Below are 13,487 nucleotides of genomic sequence, written 5' to 3'. Positions count from 1 at the left end.
AGGCGGATAAGAGTGTCTCGACGAACCCCTCCTCTTGTGATATACTTTATAAAGTATGCTGTCACGGGAGGAGATATTTTCATGGGCGGACAAGAACCAAAAAGAGTGAAAAAACATATATGTGCTGGTATGTTGGCCCACGTGGATGCCGGGAAGACCACGCTGTCCGAGGCGCTTTTATATCTTGCAGGAAGCATCCGCAGGCTTGGAAGGGTGGACAACCGGGATGCATTTCTGGACACCTATGCCCTGGAGCGGGCCAGGGGGATTACCATATTCTCCAAGCAGGCAGGATTGACGTGGGAAGGAATAGACGTTACATTGTTGGACACGCCGGGACATGTGGATTTTTCGGCTGAGATGGAACGGACCCTTCAGGTACTGGATTATGCCGTGCTGGTCATCAGCGGCAGCGACGGGGTGCAGGGCCACACCGTGACCTTGTGGCGCCTGCTTGCAAAGTACAGGATTCCCACATTCCTGTTTATGAATAAGATGGACCTGGCCGGAACGGACCGTGACGCGCTGTTAAGTGAAATCAGGACCAGGCTGGATGATTCCTGCGTGGATTTTTCCCGGACTGGAACACAGGATTTCATGGAGCAGGCGGCCATGTGCGATGAGGAGGCGCTGGAACATTTCCTGGAGACAGGGGAGGTGGGGGAGGAGACAATCCGGCGCCTGGTATATGAGCGCAGGCTGTTTCCCTGCTATTTCGGTTCTGCCCTAAAGCTTGAGGGCGTGGAGGAACTGCTGGAAGGAATCATCCGGTATGGAACGGTCCCGGAATATCCGGAAGCGTTCGGGGCCAGGGTATTCAAGATATCCAGGGATGACCAGGGCAACCGCCTGACCCATATGAAGATAACCGGAGGATGCCTGAGGGTGAAGTCCGTGCTGACGGGTCCTGGGACGGAAGGGACCTGCTGGGAAGAAAAGGTGAATCAGATCCGTATCTATTCCGGGGAAAAGTATGAGGCTGTCCCTGAGGCCGGGCCGGGCAGCATCTGTGCGGTGACCGGCCTGACGCGGACCCTTCCGGGCCAGGGGCTTGGGGCAGAGGCAGCTTCCATGGAGCCTGTGCTGGAACCGGTCCTTACCTATGAGGTAAAGCTTCCGCCTGGCTGCGACCGGGCTGTGATGCTGCCAAAGCTTAAGGAACTGGAGGAGGAGGACCCGCAGCTGCATGTGGTGTGGGACGGACACTTGGGTGAGATACAGCTCCAGCTCATGGGTGAGGTTCAGATTGAGATATTAAAGAGCGTGATTGCGGAGCGGTTTGGGGTCGAGGTGGAATTCGGGACAGGCAATATAGTCTATAAAGAGACTATTGCCGGGCCTGTGGAGGGCGTGGGACATTTTGAGCCCCTGCGTCATTATGCGGAGGTCCATCTGTTGCTGGAACCGGGGGAACGGGGGAGCGGGCTTCAGTTTGCCGCCCGGTGCAGCGAGGATGTGCTGGACCGGAACTGGCAGCGTCTGGTACTCACCCACCTGGAGGAAAAAGTCCATAAAGGTGTCCTGACCGGTTCGCCCATTACAGACATGCGGATTACGCTGGTGGCGGGCCGTGCCCATATTAAGCACACGGAGGGCGGGGATTTCCGCCAGGCAACCTACCGGGCGCTCAGGCAGGGACTGATGGAAGCAGGCAGCATCCTGTTAGAGCCATGGTATGAATTCCGGCTGGAGATTCCGGACACATCCATTGGACGGGCCATGACGGATATAGAAAAGCGGTCCGGCACATGTGCCATTGCCCACACGGAATCCGGGATGGCCGTGCTCACGGGAAGCGCTCCCGTGGCGTCCATGGGAGATTACCAGACCGAAGTAACCTCCTACACAAAAGGATGCGGAAAGCTTACATGTACCATGAAAGGATACGAACCCTGCCATAATACGGAAGAGGTCGTGGAACGCATTGGATATGATCCGGAACGGGATACGGATCATCCTGCCGGTTCCGTGTTCTGCGCCCACGGCGCGGGCTTTGTGGTTGGCTGGGACCATGTGAAGGAGTATATGCATGTGGACAGCGGCATTTTAAAGGAACTGCCGGAGGGGATGGATCAGCCGGACGGGGCATGGGGGGACGGGGCGCCCGGGAATCATGGCCTGGGGGATGTAAGCGCCGGGAACGGACCTGCCAAGACCATGCCGGAGGGGTCCGCCCAGGAGGAGATATGGCTGGGTACAGAAGAAATCGATGCCATATTAAACAGGACCTTTTATACCAACAGCCGGGACAAGGCGCGCCAGAAAAGCGGGATACCGGGAAAGGGCGGCAGCCGCAGGAGCTTTAATCCCCCGGAGACACGCACCTACCGTCCGGCGGCGAAACAGGCGCCCCAGGAAGAATATCTCCTGGTGGACGGTTACAATATCATCTATGCGTGGGAGGAACTGAATGTCCTGGCAAAGGACAATATGGAGGGCGCCAGGGGACGTCTTATGGATCTGCTGTGCAATTACCAGGCCGTGAAAAAGTGCAACCTGATTGTGGTATTTGACGCGTACCGGGTGAAGGGACATGCGACTGAAATCCTGGATTACCATAACATCCATGTGGTATACACAAAAGAGGCGGAAACCGCCGACCAGTATATTGAGAAATTTGCACATGAAAATGCCCGCCGTCATGATGTTTCCGTGGCCACCTCCGACGGGCTGGAACAGGTCATCATCCGCGGCCAGGGGTGCCGCCTGGTTTCCGCAAGGGAATTATGGGAAGACCTGGAGCGGGTGAAGGTGATGCTGCGGGAAGAATATCTGGACAAGCCCCAGCTGAAGCGGAACAGCCTGATTGACGTGCTGCCTGAGGAGGCGGCAAAGGAGCTTGGACGGCTGAAGGAGTGATACGGTATATGACAGCCTTACTGTTTGATGTGGACGACACTTTGTATGACCAGCTGGAACCCTTCCGGCTGGCCTGTGGGCAGGTCCTGGGAAATGATTTCAGGACGGATCATGAACGCCTGTTTGTACGCAGCAGGCATTACAGCGAGCTTGTTTTCAACCAGTCCGAATCCGGCCGGATGTCAATGGAGGATATGTATGTTTACCGGCTGGTCCATGCATTTGCCGACCTGGACATCTGTCTTAAGCCCCGGGATGCGCTCCGGCTCCAAGAGGCATACGGGATGTTTCAGCAAAGAATCGGACTTCTCCCAGGCATGGCAGGAATCCTTTCAGAGGCCCGTGCAAAGGGCGCCCTTCTGGGGCTTATAACCAATGGCCCTTCCGGACACCAGCGGGATAAAATCCGCGTGTTGGGATTGGAACAGTGGATAGAGGAGGACCATGTGTTCATCTCGGCTGAGATGGGGGTTGCGAAACCGGATATCCGCGTGTTTCGGAAGGTACAGGAAGCGCTGGGCCTGGATGTGGGGCATACATATTATATTGGGGATTCCTTTGCCAATGATGTCATTGGGGCTAAGAGGGCCGGATGGAAAGCGGTCTGGTTTAACCGCAGGCATCATGGGGTTCCCGGCTGTGAAGATGATCCGGACAGGCATCCTGGGGCGTGTGGTGGGATAGAACCTGATTATATGGCTGCGGGGGTGGAGGAGCTGGAGGGAATTGTGATGGGTATCCTTAGTCAAGAGAATGATTCTTAAATATCTGGCGATTCGCCGTTTTCCTTAAACCTTAATCATGATACAGAAGGAGACAGATTCCAATCTGTCTTTTTGCTGTGTCCAAAACCAGGGAACGTTTGAAAATTTATTCCCTCCATCTGCTGCCGCGTAACCAACATTGTTTTAGGATTTGATTTTTATTAGGCATATTTTACGAAGGGGGGCTGAGCTTCGTAGTTGTGCACAAATTTGACAGTTTAATTTCACTATATTGACTGAAAAGAAATTTCATTACAAAAATATATTGACATTTTATTTCATAGCAATATAATAAAGCTATGAAAACAAGTTACCATTTACAGTGAGGGACAATCAGGAGGGCAGAAGAGATGCTTGTAAACATGAAAGACATTTTGGCAGTTGCGAAAGAAAAAAACTTTGCAGTACCGGCCTTTAACACATCCAGCAATATGATTCTCACCGGGGTGATGCAGGAATCAATTGCCCAGGATTCTCCGGTTATTGTGGCCATCCACCCGGATGAATTATCATTTGTACAGAATTCCTTTATTAAAGCAGTGATTGATGAGGCAAATCATGCACCAGTACCCGTGTGCATCCATCTGGACCACGGCGGTTCCTATGAGGATTGCGTGAAGGCTATCAGCCTGGGCTTTACTTCTGTCATGATTGATGCGTCACTGCTGCCTTTTGAGGAAAATATCGCACTCTGTAAAAAGGTCTGCGGGACGGCACATGCGGCAGCTGATTACGTATCAGTCGAAGGGGAATTAGGTACAATCGGCAATACCGACTCCATTGAAACAGGAACGAATGAGATTCATTATACAAATCCCAAGGATGCAGAACGGTTCATAGAAGAAACCGGCATTGACGCACTGGCTGTTGCTATCGGAACCAGCCATGGGCTGTATCCAAAAGGATTTGAACCAAAACTCAGGATTGACATACTGGATGAAATCAAGAAAGCTGCGAAGGTACCTCTGGTACTTCACGGCGGTTCATCCAACCCGGACAGTGAGATTGAGACTGCTGTGTGCCATGGAATCAATAAGGTCAATATATCAAGTGACATTAAAGCTCCTTTTTATGAAAAATGCAGGGAAGTACTGTCTGACCGGTCCTTGAGGGAACCCAATGCAATCTATCCGCCCTGTATTGAAACTTTGAGGCAGGTCGCAGGACAGAAAATCCAGTTGTTCCATTCAGCAGGGAAGGCATCCCTGTACCGCTGACCCGTATAGGCGTATGGACAGGAATGTGGACAACATATGGATATGAATGTGGACGGGCACAGGGGCAGCAATATTGGCAGGACCAAGGATAAAGACATTGAGGGAACAGGGGAGAGGAAGATTGCATTAGGATTTCATGCGTGTGTGGACTTTGAGTTGGAGTGGGATCTTTCTGTGATGGAACATCTAATCAGGAAGCACGGTATACATGCTGGTGAACTTACAGAAAGGAGCCAGATAGCATCCATTAAGGACCTGATGATTGAAATCCTTATTTGTATGAGACAGGGCACAGGCTGTGAAATCATACCGGATGACTTCCGGACATGCAATGCTTTTGCAGAGGAATTTACATACAGGACAACTATCGGGGGAACCGCTGCCAGGGCAGCCATTGCAATACGGAAGATAGGATTTGAAAGCACCCTCGGGATGTGTTGTTTTAACCGGTACATTGAAAATCTGCTTCCGCCCGGCATAAAATTTTATTCAGGAAACGGGCTGGAGTATGATAGGGTGTATCCCCATATCATCCTGCAATATCCATCTGGCGTACATATCCAGGCCAATGACATTGATTTTACCGTGCCATGCCATAACCGGATTCTCATATCCCGGGATAAGGACAGCATGGATATGGTGATAGCAGAAGATGCAGGGGAAATGGTGCGGGATGCGGATGTCTTTCTCCTCTCATGCTTCAGCGAGGTGTTGGACGGATCCATACTCAGGGACAGGCTGGATACTGTATTTGATATATTAAACGGACTCAAGGACAGCGCTGCCGTGATTTTGGAGGACGGGTGCTATATCAACAAGGAGTTCCGCCATATGGTGCACAGGCAATTGGCCCCGGTATTAGACATCATAAGCATGAATGAGGATGAACTGCAGGACTATGTGGGACAAAGAATACGGATCCTTGATCCGGTTCAGGTTATGGATGCAGTCAGATACATTTACCGATGCCTTCAGGTTCCGTTTCTTATCATACATACCCATATATGGGCCCTTGCATATGGAACAGGTGCCCGGGAGTTTAAAGGAGCCTTGGAAAGCGGGATCATGCTTGCATCAGCAAGATATGTCCATGGTGATGATTTTGGGATGGAAGAGTACGGTCGTATCCGCACATGGAAGACGAACGCGAAGGGCGAGGCATTCTGCCGGCAGGTAACGGAGTCAGATCCACTGGTCTGCTGCGTTGCGTGTAAGGACCTGGATTTTGTGGACAGGCCGACTACTGTAGGGCTGGGGGACTTTTTTGCAGGAGGGCTGCTGCCTGTTCTGGCATGCAGGCATATGGATACAGGTACTGCAGCCGGTTCAGGGGCAACACCATCAGAAGGGAGAGGGGAAAGGAATGTATGAGAAGGTAAGTAATATCCTGCAGATGGCCAGGGAGAGTAACACGGCGGCCATTGCATTTATCTGTCAGGACTATAATATGGCCAGGGCGGTTGTTTATGCGGCCCAGTCATCCAATACACCGGCCATCATCATGCTGTATCCGGAGCATGTCCCGGTCCAGAAAACCACGGGTATAAGGGGATTTGCCGGGATGGTAAAGGAACTGGCCGAAGAGGTTGCCGTGCCTATAGGACTGCATCTGGACCATGATTACACCAAAGCGGCGGTTCTGAATGCAATCCGCTGTGGGTTTGAATCCGTGATGATGGATGCATCGGTATATCCGCTGGAAAGGAATATTGAGATAACAGGGGACGTGGTGAAGGCAGCCCATGACCTGGGCGCAATTGTGGAAGGGGAAATTGGGCATGTGGGGGCGGCTTCTGATGCTGATGATTCCAAGGAAGACCTGTACACAAAGCCGGACGCCGCAGAACAGTTCTGCAGGGAGACAGGAGTGGATTCCCTGGCGGTTTCCATTGGCAATGCCCATGGGGAATACCGTGATACCCCACATCTTGACATAAAGAGACTGGAGGAAATACGGGCGGTTACAAAGGTTCCTTTGGTATTACACGGAGGAAGCGGTATACCGGATGACCAACTTGTGACAGCGTTCTCAAAGGGAATCAGCAAGTTTAACCTGGGTACGGAATTTCTTGGAAAGTATTACCAGGCCATGGAACAGTATATCTCCGATAATAAAGGGAATATGGATCCTGTAAAAATCATCCATATGCCGGAATATATCCATTCCAGACTTTTGCCTTATGTTGAAAACAGGTTGAGAACCTTGTGCAGGTTCTAGTATAATGGCAGGAGAGGATATATGATTGTGAAAAAGGAGGCTGTTTATGACGGAACTATCTGCAATAGAAAACATACAGGCCCAGTATGAAACCCTTTCCCCCACAGAACGGAAACTGGCGGACTATGTACTGAAGAATACTGCAAAAGTAGTTGATTTTACTGTAAAGGACCTGGCACTGGCAAGTGATGTGAGCGAGGCCACCGTGGTGAGGATGTGCCAGCATGTAGGTTTTAAAGGATATTGGCCGTTTCGAATGTCCCTTTCCAAGGAACTGGTAAGGTATCAGAATCATGAGATGGTTAATACGGTGAACAGTGTGGGGGATGTGTTCCGGGAATACTCCAAAATCATGCTGAATATCGCGGATAATATTAATTCGGAAACAGTTTACCGGTGCGTGGATCTGTTAAGGAACTGCGATCAGGTCCACCTGATTGCTTCCGGCAATACCACTCCGATTATTGAACATATTGGATTCAGGCTTGGAAGACTGGGGATTAAGTGCACCTTCAGCGGTGTGGCCGATTATTATATGAACCAGATTAACCTGGCCGGCGGCAGTGACCTGGTGCTTGCGGTATCCCAGTCCGGATCAACCAAAAGCGTCATTGACGGCGTGGCCCTGGCAAAGCAGAGGAGTCTTAAGGTGATAGCCATTACCGCCTATAAGAATTCATCACTGGCTGAACTGGCTGATTATGTGATTGAATCCAAAGGGGATTTTTCCAGGTTCGACTTTTACAGGAATTACAGCCATCTGTGCGAGATGGCTGTGGCTGAAGCATTGTTGGATGTATTGGCGAAGGATGAGAAGGTCCAGGCAGCCGTACAGGAGAAGAATACGGATATGCTGGAGTTTTTATCAGACATGAAACTATAGTGTACCATGGCAGGAGAATTGTGCTGCCGTGTACTGGTAATGTTGGTTTCCGAAGTAAAATCGGAATATGAGGAGGAATATACTATGAGAAGAAACAATCTGATGGCAATCGTACTGGCAGGGATAATGGCAGCTGGTGCGTTAAGCGGGTGTGGGGGTTCCGGGAGTACCGCAACTGCAGCTGGAACTGAAGGGAACATGGGAACAGAAGCTGCAAAGGAAGAGGTAAAAGAGGGCGGGGCGGCATCGGAACCGGAATCCGCAGGGGCTTCTGCTGCATCATCCGGCCAGGAGGACGGGATGAGTTATGATGACCTGGTTGCTGCTGCAAAGGAAGAAGGAGGCCTTGTTTTTTATGGCGCCAATTCATACTTGCAGGATGCGGCTGACCGGTTTGCAAAAGAATTTGGGATTAAGGTGGAATTTACACAGCTGGGCGAAACAGAGATGATTGAAAAGATTACCTCAGAATGCCAGTCCGGTGCGGTAAGTGCAGATTTAGTATGCGCCCAGGATACCTACCGTGTAATGGCGGAACTGGTGGATACCGGATATGCCATGAAATGGTCCAATCCCCGGGTGGGAGAGATAGTGGGCAATGATGATTGTACTGCCCTGATTTGGTATTATGATACAAAGAGCTTTATGTATAATGATGAATTGGTTGGGGAGGGATGGCTCACGAACCTGTGGCGCATTGCTGACCCGCAGTATAAGGGACTGTTCACCATGAAGGATCCTTCCAGCGAGGGTGTTAACTTTGATATGCTGACCATGCTTACATCCGACGGATACGCGTCAAGGCTGGCGGATGCATATAAGGAGTATTTTGGAAAGGATATAACCCTGACAACGGATAATGCAGGATGGGAATTCATTAAGATGATGTTCCAAAATGGTGTCCTGCTGACCACCTCTGATACCACATCGGCAACCACCGTAGGCGCCCTGGGGCAGTCTGATACGTGGGTCGGATATTTCAGCACACAGAGATTCAGCACACAGGATGATAAGGGAATCAAGCTGAGTTATGATTTATCCTCATGCAATCCGGTAGGAGGCTATGCATACCCTGTTTACTCCATCATCCTTGATAATTGCCAGCATCCCAATACTGCCAAACTTTTCTCTGAGTGGCTGCTGAGCGAAAATGGCTGGGCTGCGTTCAATGATTATTATGGTGGTTTTTCCGCCAATCCTGCCAACGTCCATGCCACGGATTACAGTTTTGACGAAGTGAAGGGGAATATCGTACTGGATGACCCGGATTACCTGGTCAATCACCGTGCGGATGTGGAAGATTTTATTGAGACATTACGTTAACCGGATGCAGCCTGGGTTGCTGCGTTAATCTTAAAATAGGATGGATATGATATCTTTGTATCCATTCTATTTTACAATAGAGGTGAGTTGATTGAAAGTAAAAGCTAGAAAAGCCGGAAATTTCCTGCGCAGACCCCATAACATCATTCTTTTGGTTTTGCTTATCTGTCTGATATATCTGGTTATTGTTCCATTAATCTATATATTCAAGGATACATTGATTGTCCATACTTCGGAAGTTAACAGGGTCCACGAAGCATCAGGTTCCTATACATTGTATCACTGGACTAAGACATTTGCATCAGGAGAGGTATATCAGACCTTTGTCATCCCTCTCATGAATTCACTTATGTGTGCTGTGTTTTCCTGCATCATCGCAATCGTGGCGGGCGGAATGTTTGCATGGCTGATTATAAGGACCGACATGTACTGTAAAAAAATCTGTTCCACGTTGTTCATGTTCCTGTATATCATGCCGGGATGGACACTGGCAATTGCATGGACAAACTTTTTTAAGAACAGCCTGATTGGCGGGACCACTGGAATTTTTGAGTCGGTGACAGGATTGGCCACCCCCAACTGGTTTGCTTATGGATTTTTTCCTATTGTGCTTGTTACGGGCCTTCACTATGCTCCTTACGCATACATTCTGATTGGCGGAATTCTTAAGAACATGGATTCTAACCTGGAGGAAGCAGCACAGATTCTTAAAACCTCCCGGTTGCGTATATTTACAAGAGTAACACTGCCTCTTGTGAAGCCGGCCGTACTGTCCACCATACTCCTGGTATTCGCATCCGGGCTCAGTGTATTCTCCACGGCCCAGTTTCTGGGCCTGCCGGTTAATTTTTATACGTTGGCCACAAAGATGTACAGCTATCTCAACGGCACTAATCCCGGGCGCGGTTATGTATATGCGGTTGTGATGCTGGTGTTAAGTTTTTCCATATTGTATCTGAACCAGAAGATGCTGGGAACCAGGAAATCCTACACAACGGTTTCGGGCAAAAGTTCCAACGTATCACTTACCAGACTGCGGGGAGGCCGCAGGATAATCAGTGCCGTGGTCGTGGTTTTTGTTGTGGCGGTGACTCTGCTCCCCTTCGTGAGCTTTGCGACAGAATCCCTTACCCAGGTAAAGGGTGATTATTCATTGTCTAACTTCACACTGCGTTACTGGATTGCAGAGGATGCGGGAATCGGATTTTCCGGCATATTCAGGAATCCTACCTTTTGGAAGGCATTAAAGAATACCCTTCTTCTTGCCCTGTGCTGTTCCCTTGGAGCAGGCACCGTGGGATGCCTGGCAGGATATGGGATTGCCAGGAAATGGGGGACGAAACTGTCCTCTACCGTGAACAGCCTGACCTTCCTGCCGTATCTGATTCCCAGTATTGCCCTTTCCGCCATTTACCTGTCCATGTTTTCCGCCAGGAGAGGAATCATTCCGGCGCTGTATGGCTCCTACGCCCTTCTGGTACTCATAGGCGTTGTGAAATACCTGCCCATGGCGTCCAGGTCCGGCCTGAACTCCATGTTCCAGATTAGCGCAACACTGGAGGAATCGGCAATGATAATGGGTATTCCCTGGTATAAAAGGATGTGCCGTATCCTTATTCCAATCCAGAAGACCAGCATCATGTCAGGATATCTCCTGCCGTTTATCAGCTGTACAAGGGAAATGGAGCTGTTCGTACTTTTATATACGCCGGGCTCCGTTCTGCTTACGACGCTGCTGTTCATGTACAATCAAAAGGGCTATGAACAGTTTGCCAATGCAATTACGCTTTTGATTGTGATTATAGTAATATCATTGAACGCACTTGTGAATAAATTGACCGGAGCATCCATTGATTCTGGTATAGGGGGTTGATGAAATGGCAGATAACAGTATTGTCTTAAGAAATATAACAAAACGTTATGGAAAGTCGGTGGCAGTGGACCACCTGAACCTGGAGATACCGGCCAACAGCTTTATTTCCCTGCTGGGGCCTTCCGGTTGCGGTAAAACCACTACGCTGCGGATGATTGCAGGACTGGAGACACCCACTGAAGGCGAGATATGGATTGGGGACCGACTGGTGTTTTCCGCTGAAAAAGGAATCGATGTGCCGCCAAATGAGAGGAGCGTAGGTTTCCTGTTCCAGAATTATGCCCTTTGGCCCCATATGACCGTATATAAGAATATTGCATTTGGGTTGGAAAACCTGAAGTGGGGGAAAAAGGAGATTAAGGAAAAGGTAGAGGAACTGTGCGTGCTTTTGCAGCTTACGCCTTTCCTGGAACGGTATCCCTCAGAACTGTCAGGCGGCCAGCAGCAGAGGGTGGCCATTGCAAGGACGCTGGCGGCCAGCCCCCAGATTCTTCTGATGGATGAGCCTCTGTCTAACCTGGATGCGAAACTGAGGCTGGAAATGAGGACGGAGCTGAAACGTCTGCACAGCACATCCAATGCGACTTTTGTGTATGTAACCCATGACCAGTTAGAGGCAATGGCATTATCTACCTCCATCTGCCTGATGAATACGGCCGTACTCCAGCAGTATGCACCACCGCTGAAGCTGTACGCGGAGCCGGTGAATATGTTTGTGGCTGACTTTGTCGGTAATCCAGCCATGAATTTTGTGGATTTTCAAATGAATGCAGCTTCCGGTCATCCGGAGTTACAGAGGGCGGGAATCCGTTTTCTGGCAGAGGCGGAGGATGAAGCTGGGCTGAGATCCAAGGGGCCGGATGTCATTGTGGGTATACGGCCGGAAGATGTATTAATTGGAGAAGAGGGAAATATCCCGGCAAAGGTCATATCCTCCTTCCCTTACGGAATGGAAACCACGGTAATCGTAGAATGTATGGGGACAAACCTGCGGTCCGTGGTGTTTGGAAGCATTAATTTTTCGGAAGGGGAAGAGGTTAAGGTAAATATTTCAGGCACCAAGGTATGCATCTTCCATAAGGATACCAGGGAACTGATTTCATTAGGGAAGATTGAATGTATATAGGATTATATGGAATAGAGGATCATTCCGTGGAAAAAAGTGGGATTGCATAAAAGGACCGCTGCTTGTAATGATATGATACCTCTTAAGTAGACAAGGTAAATAACCAAAATCTACTTAGGAGGTATTTTCATGTCTAAATCACCCCATCTTCCCCGCCCCGGAAGCAATCTTATTCTCCGAACGCCATTCCCTTGGGGAGATGCCATATGTTTTCTTAAACGCCCTGGAAAAATGGAGCTGGCTGGGGTATCCCACGGCATTGCCTATGTCCTTTATGGTCAGCTCTGTCAGCTTCAGCAGCTCCGCGGCCTTGGTCATGCGGTAGCTAATTAAGAATTCCTGGGGGCTTTTGCCCACCGCGTCACGGAATATCTTCCCGAAATAGCTTCTGTTCAGATTGCAGAAGGCGGCGATGTCCTCCACGGATATGTCGTTCTGGAAATTCTGCTCTATAAAGGATGTGGCTTCACGGATATAAAAATCCTGAAGCTTCCCGCCGCGCATCATCCTCCTGGACGAGGAGGAGCGGGTGAGATAGTCCAGGAACAGGTACAGGTGTCCGATTAAGTGGAAGGGCGACTGGTCGGAATGGTTGGCGATATAGAGCATCTCGTTCTTCAGTTCCAGGCTCAGATCCCTTGCATTGGAGTGATAGACCGGATTGTCCATGGTAAGCCCGGCCAGTTCCAGGGCTTCCTTAACCCTTAGCCCGTCAAACTCCAGCCATGTGTATTCCCAGGGATGGTCCCTGTCCGCGCTGTAGGTGTTAACCTGCTTTGGATGGATAAGGAACCCCTCCCCGCTTTTGATATGATAGGTATTGGTCATGCCTTTGGAATCCGTGGACATCAGGGTTCCGGCGCCTGATATCACATAGTGGAACAGATAGTGGTTGCGTGCATAAGGGCCATAGGAATGCAGGGGTTCACACTGCTCCCAGCCATATTGGTATAAGCCCAGGTCCACAAAACGTTCATTGGGGAAAATGGAAAAAAGGACATTGCTCATGTAGCGCCTCCTTTGATATCATTGCCAGACTGGTTCACCCTTGTGCAAAGGTGTACTTTGCTCTATACTGCATATATCCCATTATATACCCAAATGCTACCCAATATCAACCTACAGATACAAAAATAGCATTTAGGTATATAACTGGTATTAACAGAACATTTACCCGGATAAAACAACGTGATATCATAAGGTTAACAGAAAGAAAGAAGAAAA

10 protein-coding genes are annotated in these 13,487 nt (G+C 49.7%); 9 read left to right on the top strand and 1 reads right to left on the bottom strand.

Annotated features, from left to right (window positions below):
• Nucleotides 1–81 precede the first annotated feature (81 nt).
• The 9 genes from LK536_RS40850 to LK536_RS40810 all read left to right on the top strand — a co-directional run bounded on the left by LK536_RS40850 (nucleotide 82) and on the right by LK536_RS40810 (nucleotide 12,263).
• A complete protein-coding gene (locus LK536_RS40850) occupies nucleotides 82–2,859 on the top strand; it encodes a translation factor GTPase family protein (protein ID WP_227795949.1) in 2,778 nt (925 codons plus the stop codon).
• Between the two features lie 8 nt (nucleotides 2,860–2,867).
• Entirely contained in the window at nucleotides 2,868–3,623 is a 756-nt protein-coding gene (locus LK536_RS40845) for an HAD family hydrolase (protein ID WP_025486919.1), read from the top strand.
• 350 nt (nucleotides 3,624–3,973) lie between these two features.
• Nucleotides 3,974–4,840 carry a ketose-bisphosphate aldolase gene (locus LK536_RS40840; RefSeq protein WP_025486920.1) on the top strand — a complete coding sequence of 289 codons (867 nt, stop codon included), beginning with the start codon at nucleotides 3,974–3,976 and terminating at the stop codon, nucleotides 4,838–4,840.
• A 36-nt stretch (nucleotides 4,841–4,876) separates the two neighbouring features.
• Nucleotides 4,877–6,211 carry an ADP-dependent glucokinase/phosphofructokinase gene (locus tag LK536_RS40835; protein WP_227795950.1) on the top strand — a complete coding sequence of 445 codons (1,335 nt, stop codon included), beginning with the start codon at nucleotides 4,877–4,879 and terminating at the stop codon, nucleotides 6,209–6,211.
• On the top strand, nucleotides 6,204–7,058 hold the full coding sequence (locus tag LK536_RS40830) for a class II fructose-bisphosphate aldolase (protein ID WP_025486922.1): 855 nt from the start codon (nucleotides 6,204–6,206) through the stop codon (nucleotides 7,056–7,058). The genes LK536_RS40835 and LK536_RS40830 overlap by 8 nt, the downstream gene beginning before the upstream one ends.
• A gap of 46 nt (nucleotides 7,059–7,104) precedes the next feature.
• Nucleotides 7,105–7,941, top strand: a complete 837-nt coding sequence (locus tag LK536_RS40825) for a MurR/RpiR family transcriptional regulator (protein ID WP_025486923.1) — start codon at nucleotides 7,105–7,107, stop codon at nucleotides 7,939–7,941.
• Between the two features lie 84 nt (nucleotides 7,942–8,025).
• Complete coding sequence (locus tag LK536_RS40820; RefSeq protein ID WP_025486924.1) at nucleotides 8,026–9,264, top strand: ABC transporter substrate-binding protein; 1,239 nt, start codon at nucleotides 8,026–8,028, stop codon at nucleotides 9,262–9,264.
• 91 nt (nucleotides 9,265–9,355) lie between these two features.
• Nucleotides 9,356–11,137: an ABC transporter permease gene (locus LK536_RS40815; RefSeq protein WP_025486925.1), complete on the top strand. Its 1,782-nt coding sequence runs from the start codon at nucleotides 9,356–9,358 to the stop codon at nucleotides 11,135–11,137.
• A gap of 4 nt (nucleotides 11,138–11,141) precedes the next feature.
• On the top strand, nucleotides 11,142–12,263 hold the full coding sequence (locus tag LK536_RS40810) for an ABC transporter ATP-binding protein (RefSeq protein WP_227795951.1): 1,122 nt from the start codon (nucleotides 11,142–11,144) through the stop codon (nucleotides 12,261–12,263).
• A gap of 138 nt (nucleotides 12,264–12,401) precedes the next feature.
• Here LK536_RS40810 and LK536_RS40805 read toward each other — a convergent pair whose 3' ends face one another.
• On the bottom strand, nucleotides 12,402–13,271 hold the full coding sequence (locus LK536_RS40805; RefSeq protein ID WP_227795952.1) for an AraC family transcriptional regulator: 870 nt from the start codon (nucleotides 13,269–13,271) through the stop codon (nucleotides 12,402–12,404).
• Nucleotides 13,272–13,487: the final 216 nt, after the last annotated feature.

It is taken from the genome of Clostridium pacaense (assembly GCF_020709765.2).
In the GTDB taxonomy this organism is placed as follows: domain Bacteria; phylum Bacillota; class Clostridia; order Lachnospirales; family Lachnospiraceae; genus Enterocloster; species Enterocloster hominis.
This window is presented reverse-complemented; position numbering and strand designations above follow the sequence as displayed.